The sequence below is a fragment of the Devosia sp. GW821-FHT12F11 genome (genome assembly GCF_058806655.1).
The window spans coordinates 42585-61463 of sequence record NZ_JBXAPX010000006.1 but is presented as its reverse complement, the minus strand read 5'-3'; the positions used below and the strand labels follow the sequence as shown (position 1 = coordinate 61463).

Annotated in this window: 17 protein-coding genes; 6 read left to right on the top strand and 11 right to left on the bottom strand. The window is 64.5% G+C overall.

Annotated elements, in window-relative coordinates; translation table 11 throughout:
- Positions 1 to 68 precede the first annotated feature (68 nt).
- The 10 genes from AC1ROK_RS17935 to AC1ROK_RS17890 all read right to left on the bottom strand — a co-directional run bounded on the left by AC1ROK_RS17935 (position 69) and on the right by AC1ROK_RS17890 (position 11993).
- Positions 69 to 1964 carry a DUF8034 domain-containing protein gene (locus AC1ROK_RS17935; RefSeq protein ID WP_492849387.1) on the bottom strand — a complete coding sequence of 632 codons (1896 nt, stop codon included), beginning with the start codon at positions 1962 to 1964 and terminating at the stop codon, positions 69 to 71.
- A 5-nt stretch (positions 1965 to 1969) separates the two neighbouring features.
- On the bottom strand, positions 1970 to 3046 hold the full coding sequence (locus tag AC1ROK_RS17930; RefSeq protein WP_492849385.1) for an ABC transporter ATP-binding protein: 1077 nt from the start codon (positions 3044 to 3046) through the stop codon (positions 1970 to 1972).
- 6 nt (positions 3047 to 3052) lie between these two features.
- A complete protein-coding gene (locus AC1ROK_RS17925; RefSeq protein WP_492849383.1) occupies positions 3053 to 3898 on the bottom strand; it encodes a carbohydrate ABC transporter permease in 846 nt (281 codons plus the stop codon).
- Positions 3899 to 3902: 4 nt separating this feature from the next.
- On the bottom strand, positions 3903 to 4856 hold the full coding sequence (locus tag AC1ROK_RS17920; RefSeq protein WP_492849381.1) for a carbohydrate ABC transporter permease: 954 nt from the start codon (positions 4854 to 4856) through the stop codon (positions 3903 to 3905).
- A gap of 233 nt (positions 4857 to 5089) precedes the next feature.
- Complete coding sequence (locus AC1ROK_RS17915) at positions 5090 to 6343, bottom strand: extracellular solute-binding protein (RefSeq protein ID WP_492849379.1); 1254 nt, start codon at positions 6341 to 6343, stop codon at positions 5090 to 5092.
- Between the two features lie 44 nt (positions 6344 to 6387).
- Positions 6388 to 7542, bottom strand: coding sequence for an enolase C-terminal domain-like protein (locus AC1ROK_RS17910; protein WP_492849377.1), 1155 nt, complete (start codon positions 7540 to 7542; stop codon positions 6388 to 6390).
- Between the two features lie 51 nt (positions 7543 to 7593).
- Positions 7594 to 8481 carry a carbohydrate ABC transporter permease gene (locus AC1ROK_RS17905; protein WP_492849375.1) on the bottom strand — a complete coding sequence of 296 codons (888 nt, stop codon included), beginning with the start codon at positions 8479 to 8481 and terminating at the stop codon, positions 7594 to 7596.
- A gap of 7 nt (positions 8482 to 8488) precedes the next feature.
- Positions 8489 to 9424 carry a carbohydrate ABC transporter permease gene (locus tag AC1ROK_RS17900; RefSeq protein ID WP_492849373.1) on the bottom strand — a complete coding sequence of 312 codons (936 nt, stop codon included), beginning with the start codon at positions 9422 to 9424 and terminating at the stop codon, positions 8489 to 8491.
- Between the two features lie 153 nt (positions 9425 to 9577).
- Entirely contained in the window at positions 9578 to 10843 is a 1266-nt protein-coding gene (locus tag AC1ROK_RS17895; protein WP_492849371.1) for an ABC transporter substrate-binding protein, read from the bottom strand.
- A 34-nt stretch (positions 10844 to 10877) separates the two neighbouring features.
- Positions 10878 to 11993: an ABC transporter ATP-binding protein gene (locus AC1ROK_RS17890; protein WP_492849369.1), complete on the bottom strand. Its 1116-nt coding sequence runs from the start codon at positions 11991 to 11993 to the stop codon at positions 10878 to 10880.
- A 260-nt stretch (positions 11994 to 12253) separates the two neighbouring features.
- Here AC1ROK_RS17890 and AC1ROK_RS17885 point away from each other — a divergent pair, with 260 nt between their 5' ends.
- A complete protein-coding gene (locus AC1ROK_RS17885; protein WP_492849367.1) occupies positions 12254 to 12907 on the top strand; it encodes a GntR family transcriptional regulator in 654 nt (217 codons plus the stop codon).
- Between the two features lie 305 nt (positions 12908 to 13212).
- Here the strand turns inward: AC1ROK_RS17885 and AC1ROK_RS17880 are convergent, their stop codons facing one another.
- Positions 13213 to 13908 (bottom strand): GntR family transcriptional regulator, encoded by a 696-nt coding sequence (locus tag AC1ROK_RS17880; RefSeq protein ID WP_492849365.1) that lies wholly within the window; start codon positions 13906 to 13908, stop codon positions 13213 to 13215.
- A gap of 84 nt (positions 13909 to 13992) precedes the next feature.
- Between AC1ROK_RS17880 and AC1ROK_RS17875 the strand changes: the two genes are divergently transcribed.
- From AC1ROK_RS17875 to AC1ROK_RS17855, 5 genes are all read left to right on the top strand, one after another.
- Complete coding sequence (locus AC1ROK_RS17875; RefSeq protein ID WP_492849363.1) at positions 13993 to 15144, top strand: mandelate racemase/muconate lactonizing enzyme family protein; 1152 nt, start codon at positions 13993 to 13995, stop codon at positions 15142 to 15144.
- A 46-nt stretch (positions 15145 to 15190) separates the two neighbouring features.
- Positions 15191 to 16462 (top strand): ABC transporter substrate-binding protein, encoded by a 1272-nt coding sequence (locus tag AC1ROK_RS17870; protein WP_492849361.1) that lies wholly within the window; start codon positions 15191 to 15193, stop codon positions 16460 to 16462.
- A gap of 241 nt (positions 16463 to 16703) precedes the next feature.
- Positions 16704 to 17636, top strand: coding sequence for a carbohydrate ABC transporter permease (locus AC1ROK_RS17865; RefSeq protein ID WP_492849359.1), 933 nt, complete (start codon positions 16704 to 16706; stop codon positions 17634 to 17636).
- Entirely contained in the window at positions 17623 to 18537 is a 915-nt protein-coding gene (locus tag AC1ROK_RS17860; protein WP_492849357.1) for a carbohydrate ABC transporter permease, read from the top strand. The genes AC1ROK_RS17865 and AC1ROK_RS17860 overlap by 14 nt, the downstream gene beginning before the upstream one ends.
- Positions 18538 to 18540: 3 nt before the next feature.
- The gene (locus AC1ROK_RS17855; RefSeq protein WP_492849355.1) at positions 18541 to 18873 is read left to right on the top strand and encodes an L-rhamnose mutarotase; all 333 of its coding nucleotides are present in this window, start codon (positions 18541 to 18543) and stop codon (positions 18871 to 18873) included.
- Positions 18874 to 18879 lie beyond the last annotated feature (6 nt).

Here is an 18879-nt window from a genome sequence, read left to right as displayed (position 1 = left end):
AGCGGGCACCCATCCCATTGACGGGGAGGGATGGGGTGGGGTGTGCAGCGTGCACGATGTTGCTGGCGCTACTCCTCCCGCCCCAGCAACGGCGCCGGCCCATCCGCCGCACGCACCCAGGGCGTGTCATAGCTCGGCGCATTGGCGAAGCGGCGCATCCCGAGCGTCAGCCGCGCCGTCGCCCCCGCCGCCAGCTTCACCGTTACCCACCGCCCGCTGACCGCCACCGGCGCGGCATCGCCCAGCTGCACCGACGTAATGTCGTGCTCCCCGAACACCCCGCCCTGGATCACCACTTCCGCGGCATGCAGCGCGTCGGTGTTCACCAGCGTCAGCGTCGCGCCATCATGCGTGAGCCCATCGACCAAAGCTGCCACGCCCTGCGGTAGTCCCGGGCGCTTCCCCGCCGCGTCGAAATAGCGGAACCGCGCCACCTGCAGCCCGCCGTGATAGACGTGCATCGGCCCGCCCAGCGTCAGCTGCGTCAGCGCTTCCACCACCATCGGCGTCAGCTGCTGCCACATATGGATGGTCATCGACTCCCGGTAGTGATCCATCGTCTCCGGATCATTCTCGGCTTTTCGATAATTGGCGATCTGCTCGGTGATGGTCTGGAGGTCGGCCTTCAGCACCGCCTCGGGATAATCGGGGTAGTTGCCGCGCATGAACCTGAACCACTGCGCGGTGTTGCCGTTGAAGCCCATATGGCCGCCATTGGTCTTGCCATAGCCGTGATAATCAGGGTTCACCACGTCGAACAGGTCGCCGGCCCAGCCGCGCTCGGCCCGTTCGGCATCCTCCTCGGCCATCGAGACGTTCCACAGGTAGACGCCGTACATCGGGTGGAAACGGCGATAGTCGCGCCAGCCTTCATCGTAGTGCCGATTGGGCACCAGCTGCTGGCCGCCCTCCTCGCGCCTGAGCCCCCACAGCATATCGAGCTGCGAACGCGCGAGCCCAAGGTGCCGCATGTCGCCGGTGAGGACCGCCGCGTTGACGCCCGAGACACAGAGCGGCTCGAGCAGCGAGAACGAGCCGTGCGGCCAGCGCCAGCCGTAATAACCGCCCCACCACTTGCCATCGTTGTATTCGCCGATCTCGCCGCTCAGCCCGATATTGTCGGGCGTGATGCCGCCATTGCGGGCCGTGCGCTCCTCCCACGTCGCGAGATAGTCGAGCACCCAGGCGCGATATTTCTCCTCGCCGGTAAAGGCGAAGGCATGCGTCATCAGCGAAGTGGCGCCGAGGTTGAGCGGTACGTCGCCGCGTGATTGCCGCTGGTTGATACGCGTGAGGATTTCGGCATAGGTCGCATCGTCCGACCACGGCGTCTTCATGCCGTATTTGTCGATCCCCGGCAGGTCCTCGAAGGGCGGCAGGTAATCGTCGAGGATCTCGCGATGCGTCGACCAGTCCTCCGCCGTCTGGGTGAAGCGGGGGCCGCGGCTGCCGGTGATCGGCGAGCGGATCAACTTGCGCTCCGCATCCCAGTTCTCAGCCTCGGCATCCTCGCCGTTGTAGAAGCCGGCGAAGCGCCGGGTACGCTGGCGGTCCTTGGGCACGGCCGGATCTGCGAGCCCGAAGAAGTAGAAGAACAGGTTGCTCTCGCCGTGGTGCATCCAGTCGTAATAGGCGTCGTATTCGCGATGGATCTGCCCATACTCGGTCCACTGCCAGGTGATGCCGTCCCAGATGGTGCGCGAGCGCTTGTACACCTCTTCCGAGCCGCCCAGCGCGTAGAACAGCGGCATGTTCATGAACCCCTCATAGGGGTCGTCCGAACCATCCATGCCCGGCCAGCGATCGCGCCAGATCAGCGTGCCGTCAGGCCTGGTGTAGCGGTCGGCAAACTCGATCGCCGCCTCGTTCAGCACGGCGAAGATCTGCCGCTGCAGCAGCGCCCATTCGGGCAAGGGGAGGATATCGGCCGCCTCGATCGACGGCATGCTGGAGGCGCTGCTCATGCTGGCTAGATCCGGTTGCCCGTTACGGGGTCGAAGAGGTTGATGGCGGCGGTGTCGACGCTGAGGTTCAGCGTATCGCCCGGTTTCGGCCGCACCTTGGGCCCGAGCCGCGCGGTGATCAGCTGTCCGCCGACGCTTGCTATCACCATGGTGTCCGGCCCGGTCGGCTCGACCACGTCGACGATGCCGGAAAGCCCCGCCGCGCCGTCCCCAACATCGAGCGTTTCCGGCCGGATGCCGGCGGTGACCTCGCGCCCGACGAAAGCGCCGACCTCCTGCTGCAAGCCGTTGAGCGCCAGGGTGCCCGCCCGGTGCCGCAGCACCAGCCCGCCATCGCCCTGCTCCAGCGTGCCGGTCAGGAAGTTCATCGTCGGCGAGCCGATGAAGCCGGCGACGAACATGTTGGCCGGCCGGTCGTAGATGGTTTCGGGGTCGGCGAGCTGCTGGATCACCCCGCCCTTCATGACCGCCACCTTGGTGCCGAGCGTCAGCGCCTCGACCTGGTCGTGCGTCACATAGACGGTGGTGGTGCCGAGCCGGTCGTGCAGCCGCTTGATCTCGGTCCGCATCTCCACCCGCAGCTTGGCATCGAGGTTGCTCAGCGGCTCGTCGAACAGGAACAGGTCGGGGTTGCGCACGATCGCCCGCCCCATGGCAACGCGCTGCCGCTGGCCGCCGGAGAGCTGCCCCGGCTTGCGGTCGAGCAGGTGCTCGATCTGCAAGAGCTCCGCCGCGCGCTGCACCGCTGCGTCACGCTCCCGCGCGTGGACCTTCCGCATCTCGAGCCCGAAGCCGATGTTCCGGCGCACCGGCATGGTCGGATAGAGCGCATAGGACTGGAACACCATGGCGATGTTGCGGTCCTTGGGGTGCACGTCGTTGACGTTCCGATCACCGATCAGGATGTCACCACCCGAACTGTTCTCCAGCCCGGCAATGATCGACAGCAGGGTGGACTTGCCGCAGCCCGATGGCCCCAGCAGCACCAGGAAGCCGCCATCCTCGACCTCGATATCGATATTGTTCAGCACCTCGACGGCGCCAAAGCTCTTGCGGATGGAGTTGATCGATAGCGTCGCCATGGGGGACTAGCCTTTCACTGCGCCGGCGGTGAGGCCGGCGACCATCGCCCGCTGCACGATGGCGAACAGCACGATGACGGGGAGGATGGAAATCATGCCGCCGGCGGCCAGCATGCCCCAGGGCAGCTGGAACTCGCCAACCATCAGCTGCAGCCCGACCGGCCAGGTGCGCGAGCCCTGGCTGGTGGTCAGCATCAGCGCGAACAAGAACTCGTTCCACGCTGCGATGGCGACGAACACGCAAGTGGCGAGCAGCCCGTTGCGGGCGATCGGGATCACCACCATGAACATGGCGCCGAGCCGCGTGGTGCCATCGATGCGCGCCGCGCTTTCCAGCTCCTTGGGTGCCGCGTCGAAGAAGCCCTTCAGCATCCAGACGAACAGCGGCAACAGGAAGCTGGTGTAGGCGACGGCCAGCCCGATGGTGCTGTCGAGCAGCCCCACCTGGCGCATGATGATGAACAGCGGGATGATCATCAGCACCGCCGGGAACATGCGAACAATGAGGTACCCCAGCATCAGCTGGGTGCGCCCCTTGAACTGGAAGCGGCTGAACGCATAGGCAGCGACCGTGCCGGTGAGGAGACAGAGCAGCACCGTCACCGAGGTGACGATCAGGCTGTTGACCACCAGCACCGGATAGCCAGACTGGTTCCACAGCTTGACGTAATTCTCGAAGGTGATGCGCGATGGGATGTACTGCATCGTGCGGGTGACGATGTCCTCTTCGAACTTCAGCGAAGTGAGGAAGGTCCAGACGATCGGCGCGATGGCGATGAAGGCGAGACCGATCAGGACGACGTAGCTGATGACGTCCCAGATGAGTTTCGAACGTGAACGGGTGGCGGCCATGGCGTCAGTCCTCGTTCACTTTGGAGAGCCGGACATAGGCCCAGGCAAAGCCCATCAGCAGGATGAACATCACCACCGAGAGGGCGCCGGCATAGCCGAAGTTGAAATCCTTGTAGGCGGTCTGGAAGGCGTAAAGGCTCAGTACCTGGGTCGAGCGCCCCGGCCCGCCGCTGGTGAGGATCAGCAGCAGATCCGGCGAGTTCACCAGCCCGATGACGCGCAGGATCACTGCCGCCGCGATGATGGTTTTCAGCATCGGCAGGGTGATCAGCCTGAGCTGCGAAAACGGCCCTGCTCCATCGATATCGGCGGCCTTGTAGAGGTCGGATGGAATGCCCTTGAGTCCCGCCAGCAGCAGCAGCGTGAAGAACGGGAAACTGTGCCAGGCCTCGACCACGATCGCCGCGGCCATGGCGGTCGAGGGGTCGGCGAACCAGGCCTTGTAGCCCTCGAGCAGCCCGATCTTGACCAGGAGGTCGTTGATCACCCCGAGCCGCGGATCGAGCATCAGCGCCCACATATGGCCGGCGACCACGTTGGGGAGGAAATAGGGCAGCAGGATCAGCACCGCGAGCACCTTCGAACCCGGCAGGTTCCGGTTCAGCGCCAGCGCCGCGATCAGCCCGATGAGGAATTCGAGCGCGATGGCCGAGGTCACCCACACCGCGGTGTTGCGCAGCGACACCCAGAAGATCGGGTCTGTCAGCATGCGCTGGTAGTGCTTCAGCCCGACCCAGTCGGTGCCGAGGTCCGGCCGGTTGAGCCGCATCTCGCGAAAGCTCATCTGCATGCCGTAAAGCGTCGGGTAGATCACCACGGCAGTGATCAGCAGCGCGCTCGGGATCAGCAGCAGGTACATCCAGTACCGCGTCTCCGAGAGCTCGCCGATCATCCGAACCGGATTGATGCGATCCCAGGTGGTGCGGGGTGGCGGGTAGCTGATCCTCGCCTCGGCCATGCGTTACTCCTGGATTGTTCCACCCACGTGGGATGAAGTGACCCGGTGTCCTCCGCTTCCACCAGCTGTCATCCCTGCGAAAGCAGGGACCCATCCATTAGCTGGCGCGGGCGGCGAGTTGGGTCCCTGCTTTCGCAGGGATGACATCGAGTTTGTGCGACTTTCAGCGCACTACCTTTGCCACAGCCGGCACTGTCGGCGGCCGGATCGCTCCGGCCGCCGTCGTGCAAGCCTCAGGCGATGGCCTGTGCCAGCCCGTCAATCATTTCGTCGACCGCCTGCTCGGGGGTCGCTTCCTTGATCAGCACGCGCTGGAAGGCGGGGAGCACCACGCTTTCCGACCAGCCGGCGAAGCCGGCAAAGCTCGGCGCCGGAATGCCGAAACCGAGCGTGTCGGCGGCCGGCTTGTAGAGCGGGTTACCGGAGATGCGCTGGTCCTGAGCCGCCACGGTCGAGGCCGGGAAGTAGCCGGTCTTTTCAAGGAAGGCGACGGCCGCATCGGGCTCGCCCCAGAACTTGATCCACTCCCAGCTGGCGTCGATCGTCTCGGGCTTGGTCACCGTGTTGTAGGCATAGCCGAGGCGCGACACGCGGTTGACCGGACCGGCCGGGATTGCCGCGGTGGCGAACTCCACGCCGGCCTTCAGGAGCTTCGAATTGTCCTGGAACGAGCCGGTATGATGCCACAGCATCGCCGTCTGCCCGGTCTGGAACGCTTCCATGATCTGGCGGAAGCCATCGTTCGGCGCGCTGGGCGGCACCACGCCATCCTTGATCAACAGGCCAGCCCACCAGTCGACCGCTTCGATCGCCTTGTCGCGGTCGAGGCTGATCGAGCCATCCTCATGCATCAGCTTGGCGCCGAAACCTTCCATGATGTTGATCACATAGGCCTGCCCGCCGGCGCCGCCGCGCATGCCGAAGCCGAAGCGGCCCTTGGCCGGATCGGTCAGCTTGATGGCGGCGTCACGGAACTCGGCATAGGTGGTCGGCGGCGCGAGGCCGGCTTCATCGAACCAGTCCTTGCGGTAGTACATCCAGTCGACGAAGGTGAACGCCGGGATGCCGTAGACCTTGCCCTCCTTGGTGATCGAAGCGAAGCGCGAGTCGTCGAAATCGCCGCGCCGTTCCCACGCCGCGATCCGGTCGGTGAGGTCGGTGAGGCCGCCCATGGCGACGAGGTCGGCGACGCGTTCCGACGACACCATGGTCGAGTCCGGCCGGCTGCCCGACACCACCGCGGCGGTGATCTTGGCCATGAACTCGGGGTTGGGGATGTTCTCCTGCGTCACCGCGATATCGGGGTGCGCCGCAGCGAACAGCTTCATCACGTCTTCGAGCCCGGCGAACTCCGACTGGCTGGTGAAGGTGTGCCAGTAGTTGATCGCCGTCTGCTGGGCGAATGCCTGGTGCGGCAGCAGCGCCGAAGCGGCCAGCATACTGCCGCCCAGCTTCAGGACTGATCGTCTATCGAACTTGGCCGTCATAAGTCTCTCCTCCCAATGATAGCTCAGTTACACAATCTGATATATCAGTGCCATGGTACCTCAGCCCCACGCGGCGTCAACCGCTCGCTGACTGAGACCTTCGTCAGGGCTGTCTCGTCGAGCTTCTTGGCGTCGAACTCGTAGCCGATGCCCGGCTCGTCGCTGACAGTCAGGTTGCCATCGACGATCGAGAGCGGCCCGAGCTTGTCGAGGCCCTTGATCTGCTCCTCGTTCATCACGAGCTGCTCATAATAGTCGTTGTTCGAGATGGCGGCGCAGATCTGCGCGTTCTCGAGCCCCATGCCGTGCACCTGGGCCCGCATGCCGTGGCTTTCACTCAGATGCGCCACCTTCATCGAGCCGGTGAAGCCGCCCTTGTAGAAGGTCGAGACGCGCGTCATGTCGAGCGCCTTGTTCTCGATCCAGGTCGCCATGTTGCCATGCACGCCATCCGACGTCTCGGCGGCGAGGATCGGGATATCGAGCTTCTCGCAGAGCTTGGTGTAGCTGCCGAGGTGGAACTCGCGCATCGGCTCCTCGTACCAGAGGAAGCCGAGGTCCTGGATCGCCTTGCCGAACTCCAGCGCGTTGACGTAGTCCCAGCCGGCCGAGCCGTCGAACATCAGGTCGGCGTCCGGGCCGACCCACTTGCGAAGGTTCTTGCACAGCTCGATGTCGCGCTTCACCGGGCCACCCCAGGCATGCAGCTTGAACGCCTTGAAGCCGACATCGCGGCTCATTTTGATGTAGCGCTCGTACTCGTCCATCGTCGGCCAGGTGACCGTCGAGGCATAGGCCGGCACCACCCGATCGTCGCCGCCCAGCATCTGGTAGATCGGCATCTTGGCGTGCTGCGATTTGACGTCCCAGCACAGCATGTCGAGCATGCCGAGCGAGCGCATGTGGAACTCCTCGATGCGGTCGAGCTCCCAGATCAGCCGCCACATCCGCTCGGTCAGCAGCGGATTCTCGCCGATGAACTCGTGGTAGCGCCGCCGCACCAGGTCGATCACCGCCTCGCCGCGGCCCATCTCGATGACGCCGTTGATGCCGGCATCCGTCTCCATCCGGATGACGGCCTTATGCGGTTTGGAGCCGCGCGGAATGTCGCCGTGCGAGCCGGGAATGCCGTCGCGCCAGATGAATTTCGGTCCCGGCTCGTGCTCGACCAGCCATGCCGTGAACCCCGTGATCTTCATTCAATCCTCCTAAGTAGATCCTAGGCGGCCAGTCCACGCAGGATTTGGCCGCTAACCTTTTTCCGCGCCCGACAGCATGCCGGAGCGGACGAACCGCTGCGCGGCCATGAAAATCAGCAGCACCGGCAGCACCACGAGAATGGCGGCGAGCACCACTTCCGGCTTCTTGATCGGCACATCGTTGGACGGCAGGTTGCTGAGCGCGCCCGACCCCGAAACCAGCGCCGTCAGCCCCACCGGCAGGTTGTAGAGCCTGTCGTCGCTGAGCAGCACGAAGGCGAGGAAGTAGTTCGACCAGATGGCGAGGAAGCTGAAGAACGCCACCAGCGCGATGATCGGCCGGGCCAGCGGCAGCGCGATGCGGGTGAACAGCTGGAACCGGTTGGCGCCGTCGACCCGGGCGGAATCCATCACGCCCTTGGGCAACGAGGTCGAGAAGTAGACATAGGTGAGATAGACGCCGAACGGGAAGAAGCCGCTCGCAAGGATCAGCCCAGCATAGGTGTTGCTGAGGCCCAGGAGGTTCAGCTCGAGAAAGATCGGCAGCACCACCGCGGTCGAGGGCGTGATCATGGCGATCAGCGTCAACGTCAGGATGAGCTTGCGGCCCGGGAACTCCGACTGCGCCAGCGCGTAGCCGCCCGGGATCGAGGCGATGAGCGACAGCAGCACCCCGCCCACCGAATAGATCAGCGAGTTGCCGGCCCAGGTCAGGATCTGGAAGTTGTTGTAGGTGGTGAGGTTGGTCCAGGTCCGGCTGAACGCTTCCCAGGTACCGAGCGCAAACGGCGGATCGGTCAGCAGCGACGCCTCCGACCGCGTGCCGGCGATGAACAGCCAGAGCAGGGGAATGCCGTAGAAGCACACCGCGAAGGCCAGCGTCGCGAAGACGACGAAGCGGCCGAGGTTGAGACGCATCGGTGCGGTTCTGCTGCTCATTGCGCCCTCAATCGATCTTGTAGAACTTGGTGGCGAAGACGATCACCAGCGCGATGACGATGGACGAGCCGACCAGCAGCGTACTGAGCGCAGCCGAGGCGCCGAAATCGCCCATCCGGAACGCGTACTGGAACGCCATCTGGTTCAGCGACCAGTCGTTCTGCGCGAATTGCGGCCCGGCGAGCCCCATCAGTTGCGGCTCGACGAAGAGCTGCAAGCCGCCGGCAAAACTCAGAATCCCCATCAGCACCAAGGAACGCCAGATCATCGGCAGCTTGATGCGGGTGGCGAGCTGGAAGCGGTTGGCGCCATCGATGCGCGCCGCCTCCATCACTTCGGTGGGGAGGCTCGACAGCGCCCCACCGAACACCACGATCCAGCCGCCCGAGGCCGAGAAATACGCCATCACGGCGAACACCCCGGCGAGCCCGATGCCGGAGATCACGTCGGCGCGGGTGCCCCAGCCCAAGGTGTGCAGCACCGGCTGGAACGGGCTGACCGAGGGGTCGAGCACGAACAGCCACAGCACCACGATGGCCGATGAGGTGACGGCGCCGGGGAGAAAATAGATCGTCCTGAGCGTGTTGGCGGTCCTGCGATTGATGCTGTCCAGCATCAACGACAGCACCGCCACGCCGATCATCGTCAGCGTCACCCAGATGGCGACGAAGGCCAGCACATTGACGACGCTCGCCGGGACGCGGAAATCGTCGAACACGAACTGGTAGTTGGTGACGCCCCAGAACACCATTTCGATGGTGTCGAAGAAGCTGAGCCCGAAGGCATAGGCGATGGGAAACAGCCCGAACATCAGCAGCAGCAGCAGGTAGGGTGCGAGCAGCAGATACGACATGCGCGTATCGCGCCGTGCCTTCTGCTTTTCCTTGCGGGCGCGATCGCTCGCCGCCGCCCTCACATCCACTGCCATTGCCGTCGCGCTCATCATTGCCCCTGAACTAGGGCATGTCATCGTTACGCTGAATCGATGACATGCCCTAAGTCTTTGATTTGACGCGCTTTCGAACCGGAAAAGTCTGCAACTTTTCCTGAAAGCGCTTAGTCGGCCGGACGCGCGTGGCGTCCGGCCGGTCGTCGGTTACTCGACCTGATAGCCGTTGAGCTTGGCGAGGTTGACGAGCTCGGTCTGCAGCGCCGGGAGCGCGCCTTCCACCGTGCCGCCGCTGGCGAGCGGCTGCACCACCACCTTGGCGATCGCGTCGCTGACCGAGAAGCGCAGGCTCACATAGCCGGGATGGCTGAATGCCGCCGCGTCGGCTTCCACCTTGAAGACGTTCGGATCGGCATAATAGGCGTCGCTGGCAAGGCGGGCGCCCCAGGCTTCGGCCGACGGCCGATGTCCCGGCAGCGTCACTGCGGCGGTCTGGTTGGCGATATCGGTCGACATCCAGGTCACGAGGTCGACTGCCTCGGCCGGATGCGCCGTGTCCTTCCAGGCGCCATAGGTGCCGCCGCCCCAGCTCCAGGTGAGCGGCTGGCTCTGGTCGTCCCACTTCAGCGGCAGCGCCGCGGCGAGCTTGCCGGCCGGCCATTCATAGGTCGGCTTGATCACGTATTCGCCGAACCAGGTCGGCCCGATCATCAGCGGAATCTTGCCGCCCTTAGCCAGCGCCACGAAATCCGGCTCGAACGGCCCGACCTTGGTCAGGCTGCCATTCTTCAGCATGGCATCGACCATCCTGGCCGGCTTCAGGCACTTTTCGGTGGTGAGATCGATCTTGACCGTATCTTCCTTGCCCTCGACCGGCATCACCATGTCGCAGCCGTCGGACACCAGCATCGAATAGAGCGGGAACGCCTCGACGCCGGTGCCGAGGCTGAGGCCCTGCGGCGCCAGCTCTTCACCGAGCTTCTGGAATTCTTCCCACGTGGTCGGCACGGCCTTGCCGAGCGCTTCCATTGCCGGCTTGTCGTACCAGACGATCATGTGCGCGAGGTCATTGCGCATGCACAAGAGCTTGCCGTTCACATGGCAGGGCGAATTGCCATTCGGATAGAACTCGTCCTGCAGCGCCTGCGGCACCTTGTCGGTGAGATCGAGCAGGTAGTTCGAGCGCCGGGTCGAGAGCTGCGCCGTGTAGCCGATATCCGACATGAAGATCACGTCGGGGATTTCGCTCTTCGCCTGCAGGGCCAGTTGGATCTTGGCGATCAGGTCGGCAGGCGCCACGGTCGTAACGTTGAGCGTCACGTTGTCGTGCGTCTTGTCATAGAGATCGAACATGGTGAGACGCGGGGTGTCCGACCAGACGTTCAGCGTCACCGCATCCTGGGCCATCGCCGCGCCGGCCATCAGGCTCAGTGCGACGCTGCCGGCGAGCGCGGCGGTCCTTGTACGAAGCATAGTCTCTCCTCCTGTGTGTCCGGCTTTGCCGGATTTATCTGCCGACTGCCGACGCCATGACGGCGCCCGCTGCGTCGAAGACGTGCACCAGGTCGGACCGCAGCCCGACCTGGACCTCCTGCCCTGGCTGGAGGTCGGAATGGCCCATCACCTGCACGGTGATCACCTCCGGCGTTCCCCCATCGAGATAGGCGTATGTGATGTTGCCGAGCCGCTCGACCGACTCGACCCGTGCCGGCAGCGCGGTCAGCCCGGCGGGCACTGCGGCGCCCTTAGCGACCACTTCCAGCGTCTCCGGCCGCACCCCGAGCGTCACCACATCGCCGACACTGGCGCCGCGGGTCGTAAGGTCGACCTTGGTTCCGCTGCTCGTGTCGAGACCCATCGTCGCCTTGCCGTCGGCTGCGCTCAGCACCTTGGCCGGCAACAGGTTCATCTTGGGCGAGCCGATAAAGCCGGCAACGAACAGGTTGTTGGGGCGTGCATAGAGATCGAGCGGCGGCCCGACCTGCTGGATACGGCCATTGTCGAGCGCCACGATCCGGTCGGCGAGGGTCATTGCCTCGACTTGGTCGTGCGTCACATAGATCATCGTGGTCCCGAGCTCGCGGTGCAGCCGCTCGATCTCGAGCCGCATCTGCACTCGCAACGCCGCATCGAGGTTCGACAGCGGCTCGTCGAACAGGAACACCTTGGGGTTGCGCACGATGGCGCGGCCGATGGCGACGCGCTGTCGCTGTCCGCCCGACAGCTGCGCCGGGGATCGGCTGAGCAGCTCGTTGAGGCGGAGGATGCGGGCGGCTTCCTTGACCCGCTTGTCGATCTCCTCCTTGCCGAAGCGCGCCAGCTTCAGGTTGAAGGCGATGTTGTCGTAGACATTCATGTGCGGGTAGAGCGCGTAGGACTGGAACACCATGGCGATGCCCCGCTCCGACGGCTCTGCGAAGGTGACGTCCGTGCCGTCGATCAGGATGTCGCCATCGCTCACCGTCTCGAGCCCGGCGATCATCCTGAGCAGGGTCGACTTGCCCGAACCCGAGGCGCCGACGAACACCACGAACTCGCCCTTGTCGATGGTTAGATCGACGCCCTTGATGACGTCGACCGTTCCGAACGACTTGCGCACGTTTTTGAGCTCGACTGCAGCCACCTAGCAGCCCCTGCCCGCCGACTGCGACACCATCACCAGCTTCATGCCACCCCTCCGTTGAGATATTATTGAGCGGCAATGATATCTCAAGTCAAGGCACCGACTCCTCGAAACGAGCCCGGAACGCACTCCATGAGCGCCATCTGGTAGCTCGCAGTACCCGCAAAAACCTGTGTTCTCTGGCGTTTTACTGAGATTTTCAAATCGCCTGTTGATATACTAAAGTGCGAAAACGCCTCTCGACCAATTCACCGGTGAACATGTCTGACGTCCGAAACGACAACGAAGGGTACCGCCGCTTTCGCAAGGCGATGAATGACGGCACACTCGAGGCCGGCATGGTGGTGACCCAATCCGAACTTTGCGAGCTGCTCGGGCTGTCGCTGTCGCCGCTGCGCGAAACGCTGGTGCTGCTGGAGGAATTCGGGCTGGTCGAGATCAAGCCGCGCGCCGGCATCAAGATCGTCTACCCGGAGGTGGCGTTCATCCGCGAGAACTACCAGTTCCGCATCATGATCGAGATTTTTGCGCTCAAGAGCTTCGGCGACACCGTCTCGGACGCCTGGCTCGCCGACATGCGTTTGAACCACGAGAAGTGCCGCATCAGCCTCACCGACGGCAGCCCGTTCGAGGCGGCGCATACCCCGTTCCTCGAGCTCGATGGCCGCATGCACCGCGAGATCGTCGCCTCGCTCGGCAACCGCGCCATCCTCGACACGCATGAACGCCTGCAGGAGAACATCCGCATGGCGCAACGCGTCCACCGCCGCCCCGGCTTCCGCGGCTACCTGGTCGATACCGTCGACGAGCACATGCGCGTCATCGCCGCGCTGGAGCAACGAGATGTTGCTGGGGCGATTGCGGCCATGGAAGCGCATTTCCAGGGCTCGACGCACCGGACGTTCGCGGCGTAGGTCGCTCCTCGCAGCAGGATTCTTCGCCTCGTCGAGGAAATGTGGCGCTTAGCGCCGGATGAGGGGCACGGGCCGCACAGTAGCCCCCCGGCAGTGCTTACAACTCGGTGTCATCCCAGCGAAAGCTGGGACCCAACTCGCCGCAGCGCAAGTGGATGAATGGGTCCCAGCTTTCGCTGGGATGACAGCCGGTGGCTGGGGTAGCTCGGTGCCAATTCCCCTCACCCGTCTCGCGCTATGCGCGATCCACCCTCGCCCCGACGGGGAGAGGAACAGAGGTGGTGGCTGCCCGAACCAGCCACCCCCTAAACGAACATCCCCAGATGCCGCTGCAGCGCCGCGTTGAAATGCGCCACCAGCGCTGCTTCGGCGCGATCGGGGTCGCGCGCTTCGGACGCCTCGATGATTTCGAGATGCTCGCGGATCGAGCGCTGCGCCAGGGGCGCCGTGAGCTTGCGGTCGAGCCGCACCAGCTTGAGATAGGTGTGCATCCGGCGGTAGCTGGTCTCGATCAACGCGTTCCTCAGGATCGCAATGATCGAGTTGTGGAGGAGGCTCTCCAGTGCCTCGAGCTCTTCCATGGTGTCCGCAGTGAGGCCTGACGTCTCGATATGGCGGGACACGGCGCGATGCCGGTCGCCCAGTTCGCGGATCAGGTCCTCGTCGCCCTGCTCGGCAAAGGCCCGTACCGCTGCCCGCTCGATGATGGTGCGGAACTGATAGGTCGATTTGGTGAGCTCGAGCCCGGGCTTGACGAACTGGATGCCGGAGCGCGGGTGGATGGTGAGGATGCCCTCGACCTCGAGCGTCCTGAGCGCATCGCGTAGCGGCGCCACCGGGATGCCGAGCAGCTTCACCAGATCGTTCTGCGACACAAAGGCGCCGGCCGGCAACCGCCGGTCGAACAGGTTCTCCAGGATCCGCGTATAAGCCAGATCGCTAAGCCGCCCGCCCGGCTGCGCCTCGGCCAGCCCGATATCGGCACCCTCATTCACAGCCACTTGTGCGCCCGCTTTCCTTGGTCTATTAGCGTCATCGTCTGATATATCAGATACTCATGTTAGTCGATCAGAGATCGCCAGCCTATGCGCATTTCCGAATTCCGCATCACCCGTTTCCAGTTTGCCCGCGACCGCGTCATCGGCGACAGCCAGGTCCGCGCCGACGACGTGAACATAGCGGCGCTCGAACTGATTGCCGATACCGGCGCGGTCGGGCTGGGGTTTATCCAGACTTTGTTTTTTCCGCTGCCCGACCAGGCCGAGATCGAGCGGGTGTTCCGCTCGGAAGTCTGGCCCGGCCTCGAAGGCCATCCGCCGGCCGGGCTGGTGCATCGCGTCGGCCGCCCGCGCGGTGGCAACCAGCGCGCCTACACCCTGCCCTTCCATGAGGCGCTGCAGGTGGCGCTCTGGGATCTGACGGCCAAACAGGTGAACCTGCCGTTGCACCAGTTGCTCGGCAGCCGGCGCGACAAGGTCGAGGCCTATGCCTCGGGCCTCGATTACCATCTCAGCGACGACGACTTCGCCCGCTTCTTTGCCCATGCCAATTCGCTTGGCTACCGCGCCTTCAAGATCAAGGTCGGCAACCCGGATTTCGACTGGGACCTCAACCGCCTGAAGATCCTCAAACAGGTAGTCCGCAAGGACGCCCTGGTGATGATCGATAGCAACGAGGCCTGGGGCGCCAAGGAAGCGCTGGTCAAGCTCACCGCCATCCGCGACGCCGGCCACGAACTGCTCTGGGTCGAGGATCCGATCCTGCGCAACGATTATGCCGGGCTGAGAATGCTCAAGGACGCGGCCAACTGGACGCTGATCAACTCGGGCGAGTATCTCGATGCCCATGGCAAGCGCCTGCTGATGGAACAGGACGCCACCGACATCCTCAACGTCCACGGCCAGGTCACCGACGTGATGCGCATCGGCTGGCTCGCCGCCGACCGCGGCATCCCGGTCAGCCTCGGCAACACCTTCCTCGAGGTCGGCATCCATATGGCCTGCGCCCTGCCCGAAGTGCAGTGGCTCGAATACTCGTTCCAGAACTTCGACCATCTGGTCGACCAGCCGGTCGAGATCAGGGACGGCTGGGCCTATGCCCCCGATCGCCCGGGCCACGGCCTGGTGCTGAACGAAACTGCCCGCCGCGACTGGGCCCGTCCCAACCTCTTGCCGCGCTCCGAGCTCGGCGCAGCCCCGTTCAATCCGCGCGTCGCCTCGGCGCTGCAAGCGGCCTGAAGCCACCAGCTAACGATCTACAGTCATCCAGGGAGGAGACCTCGTTATGAATCTTCTGCGTACCACCGTGGCGCTCTCGGCGATCCTCGTCGCCGGCGCCGCCCTTGCCCAGGACGGTGCCATCACCGTCTGGGCCGACGCCACCCGCCAGCCGGCGGTCGAGGCGTTCATCGCCGCCCATCCGGAAGTGCCGGTCAATCTCGTGCTCGACGATGGCTCGTCCGGCGCCTCGGGCACCTTCCAGACCAAAATCAGCCTTGCCGACCAGGCCAATGAAGGCTGGCCGGACGTGGTGTTCTCCACCCAGAACAACGACGCCGCCTGGGCCGCCCGCGAGAATAACGGCGCGCAGGCTTTCGCTCAGGTGCTGAACGAGGGCTTCCTCGACCAGGCCTTCCTCGATGGCTTCACCCCCGGCGCCCTCGACCCGGTGACCGTCGACGGCAAGGTCTATGGCCTGCGCAATGACCTCGCGCCGGTGCTGTTCTGGTACAACAAGACCCTCCTGGACTCGTTCGGCTACGCCGCCCCGACCACCTGGGAAGAGTACCAGGCGCTGGGCGACAAGCTCGCTGCCGAGCACCCGGGCTATTTCCTCGGCGGCTTCGGCGACGCGTTCCAGGGTCCCTATATCTACTACTGGAGCGGTGAGGCGCCGATCTTCCAGCTCGAGGGTGAGACCTTCAAGTCCGACACCTCGGCGCCGAATGCAGTGAAGGTCTCGAACCTCATCGACCACATGGTGGCCAACAAGACCCTGACGCTCGACAGCGTGTTCGGCGCCAGCTTCGTCGCCAGCGCCGCCAATCTCGTCGCTATCCCCGGGCCGGCCTGGTACTCGGGCGCCCTGTTCCAGAACCCGGGTGGCGTCAACGCCAAGGCCGGCGACTGGGTCGCAGCGCCGCCGCTGAAATGGGCCGACGGCGCTGCAGTCACCGGTAACGTCGGTGGCGGCGTCTGGTACGCCTCGAGCCACACCCAGAACCCTGAGGCGGTGAAGACCTTCCTCAAGTTCGTCACGTCCGACACCAAGGTCGCCGGCACCGGCGGCCTGCCGGCCTACCAGGCAGCGGCGGATGCCTGGCTCGACGCGCAGGCGGCGAGCGGCTTCTATGCCGGCGACTTCAAGGCCGCCATCCAGGCTGCCGCCTCGAGCGTCTGGAACGGCTGGGGCTACCCGAACTTCTCGCCCGAGACCGCCTGGGCCAAGATCGTCACCCCCGGCCTCGCCGCCGGCAAGACCATGACGGACCTCGCGGCCGACTGGCAGCAGGAAATGAAGAACGAAGCGCAGGTCGTCGGCTACACCGTCGAGTGACATAGCGCCTGAGCTTGCCGAGGGCGCCTCGCGCCCTCGGCTTCTGTCATCGGGGAAGAGCATTCAACCTCGATGTCATCCCTGCGAAAGCAGGGACCCCACGGCGGGGGCTTTGCCCTCGTCCGTCACCGCCTGCGCCAGAGGTGACATGGGTCCCTGCTTTCGCAGGGATGACAGCCGGTGGGTGGGAAACGCCCGCGGCTATCATCTCTTAAGTCCGTCTAGTGCCTGGAGCCGCCAAGTGAGCACGATCGAGAATAGCGCTGCCGCTGCTGCCGTCGCCCTCGAGCGCACCAAAAAGGGCATGAGCGTCGAGCGCGCGCAGGGGCGCATCGGCGTGCTGTTCGCCACTCCCTACACGCTGTTCCTCATCGCCTTCGGCATCCTGCCGGCGCTCTACGCCATCTATCTCGCCTTCACCAAGAAGGGTGCCTTTGTCGGTTTCGACAACTTCCTCAAGGTGTTCAAGGATTACCGGTTCTGGCCAGCAGTCGAGCATGTCGGCCTCTTCATCATCGTCTGGCTGGTGCTGCTGGTGGTGCTGGTGGTGACCCTCGCCATCCTCGTCCACTCGATTGGCTTGCGCTGGTTCTCCGGCGCGATGCGTTTCGTCTATTACATCCCGGGCGCGCTGGCCGGCGCCTCGAGTGTCATGCTCTGGCTGTTCGTCCTCGACCCCACCGTCAGCCCGGTCTCGTGGTTGCTGCAGGCATTGGGCATCGAGAACTTCGTCGGCGCCGTCGAAGCGAGCCGGCTGCCGATCGTCCTCGCAGTGATCGCCTTCTGGACCGGCGCCGGCGGCTGGATCGTCATCATGTACGGCGCGCTCAACAACATTTCCAAGGACGTCATCGAGGCCGCCCGCGTCGATGGCGCCGGGCCGGTGCGGATCGCCTGGTCGATCCAGATCCCGCTGATGCGCAAATGGATCGCCTACATGGTGATCATGAGCTTTGCCGGCGGCACCCAGCTCTTCGTCGAGCCGCGCGTCCTGGCGCAGGCGAGCCGCGGCGTGGTCGGGCAGGACTATTCGCTGAACCAGCTCGCCTTCCTCTATGCCTTCAAGCAGAACGATTTCAACGGCTCGGCGGCGATCTCGCTGGTGCTGCTGGCCGTCGCCGTCGCCCTTTCCATCTACTTCGTCTTCAAGGGTGGCCTGTTTGAGCGCGCCTAATTCCGAAATCGTCGGCACCCGCATTCGGGACCTCACGCCCGGCGCTTGGCTCGGCCGCGCCTTCGGCGTGCTGATCCTCATCGTCTTCGCGCTGTTCTTCGTCGTGCCGCTGCTCTGGCTGCTGATCGCGCCGACCAAGACCGATCGCCAGTTGCTGCTCGAAGCCCCGTTCGCGCTCGGCGATATCGGCACGCTGTTGAGCAACTGGCAGAGCCTGATGACCTTTCAGGGCGGGCTGATCTGGACCTGGATCGGCAACTCGATGTTCTACTGCGTCGCCGCGCTGGTGATCACGCTCTGTATCTCGATCCCCGCCGGCTACGCCCTGGCGATGACCGAGTTCCGCGGCCGCCGGCTCCTGCTGGTGGTGACGCTGATCGTCATGCTGATCCCCTCGACCGCCCTGGTGCTGCCGATCTTTCTCGAGCTGAGCGCCGTGCGGCTGATCGGCAATCCGCTCTCGGCCATCCTGCCCTTCTCGTTCTACCCGTTCGGCGTCTACCTCACCTACATCTACTTCTCGACCGCGGTGTCGCGCGACCTCTTGTCGGCGGCACGCCTCGACGGCGCGAGCGAGTGGCAGGTGTTCATGAAGATCGCCATGCCGCTTTCCACCCCGGTGATCGCGCTGGTCGGCTTCTTCAGTTTCACCGGCAACTGGAACAACTACTTCCTGCCCTATGTGACGCTGCCGGGCCGCAAGGCGCCGATCCAGGTCGGTCTCGCCGAGCTGCTGTCGAACGTGCCGGCCTTCAACCCCACCAATGCGGCCTCGACCACCATCACGCTCTCGGCGCTGGCGTTGGCGACGCTGCTCGCCATCGCCCCGGTGCTGCTCGTCTTCCTGTTCGCGCAGCGCTACCTCGTTTCCGGCATGACCGCCGGCGGCACCAAGGAGTAATTTATGGTCCAGCGCATGGGCATGGTGATCGGCGTGAAGCCCGAAAAGCTCGCCGAGTACAAGCGGCTGCATGCCGAGCCGTGGCCGGAAATGAACGCGGCGCTGAGCGCGGCGAATATCCGCAACTACTCGATCTACCTGCGCGAGCCCGAGATGCTGCTGTTCGGCTACTGGGAGTACACGGGCACCGACTACGCGGCCGACATGCAGGTGCTCGGCGAAAGGGCCATTACCAAACAGTGGCTGGCGCTCACCGACCCGTGCCAGGCGCCGCTGAAGACTGCCGCCCCCGGCGAGTGGTGGAGCATGATCCCCGAAATCTACCATCTCGACTGAGGAGAC

Coding starts and splice junctions, on each gene's coding strand:
- AC1ROK_RS17900 (WP_492849373.1), bottom strand. CDS start 9,424: ATGAGCGCGACGGCAATGGCAGTGGATGTGAGGGCGGCGGCGAGCGAT.
- AC1ROK_RS17870 (WP_492849361.1), top strand. CDS start 15,191: ATGAATCTTCTGCGTACCACCGTGGCGCTCTCGGCGATCCTCGTCGCC.
- AC1ROK_RS17915 (WP_492849379.1), bottom strand. CDS start 6,343: ATGACGGCCAAGTTCGATAGACGATCAGTCCTGAAGCTGGGCGGCAGT.
- AC1ROK_RS17855 (WP_492849355.1), top strand. CDS start 18,541: ATGGTCCAGCGCATGGGCATGGTGATCGGCGTGAAGCCCGAAAAGCTC.
- AC1ROK_RS17885 (WP_492849367.1), top strand. CDS start 12,254: ATGTCTGACGTCCGAAACGACAACGAAGGGTACCGCCGCTTTCGCAAG.
- AC1ROK_RS17895 (WP_492849371.1), bottom strand. CDS start 10,843: ATGCTTCGTACAAGGACCGCCGCGCTCGCCGGCAGCGTCGCACTGAGC.
- AC1ROK_RS17875 (WP_492849363.1), top strand. CDS start 13,993: ATGCGCATTTCCGAATTCCGCATCACCCGTTTCCAGTTTGCCCGCGAC.
- AC1ROK_RS17920 (WP_492849381.1), bottom strand. CDS start 4,856: ATGGCCGAGGCGAGGATCAGCTACCCGCCACCCCGCACCACCTGGGAT.
- AC1ROK_RS17905 (WP_492849375.1), bottom strand. CDS start 8,481: ATGAGCAGCAGAACCGCACCGATGCGTCTCAACCTCGGCCGCTTCGTC.
- AC1ROK_RS17910 (WP_492849377.1), bottom strand. CDS start 7,542: ATGAAGATCACGGGGTTCACGGCATGGCTGGTCGAGCACGAGCCGGGA.
- AC1ROK_RS17935 (WP_492849387.1), bottom strand. CDS start 1,964: ATGAGCAGCGCCTCCAGCATGCCGTCGATCGAGGCGGCCGATATCCTC.
- AC1ROK_RS17925 (WP_492849383.1), bottom strand. CDS start 3,898: ATGGCCGCCACCCGTTCACGTTCGAAACTCATCTGGGACGTCATCAGC.
- AC1ROK_RS17930 (WP_492849385.1), bottom strand. CDS start 3,046: ATGGCGACGCTATCGATCAACTCCATCCGCAAGAGCTTTGGCGCCGTC.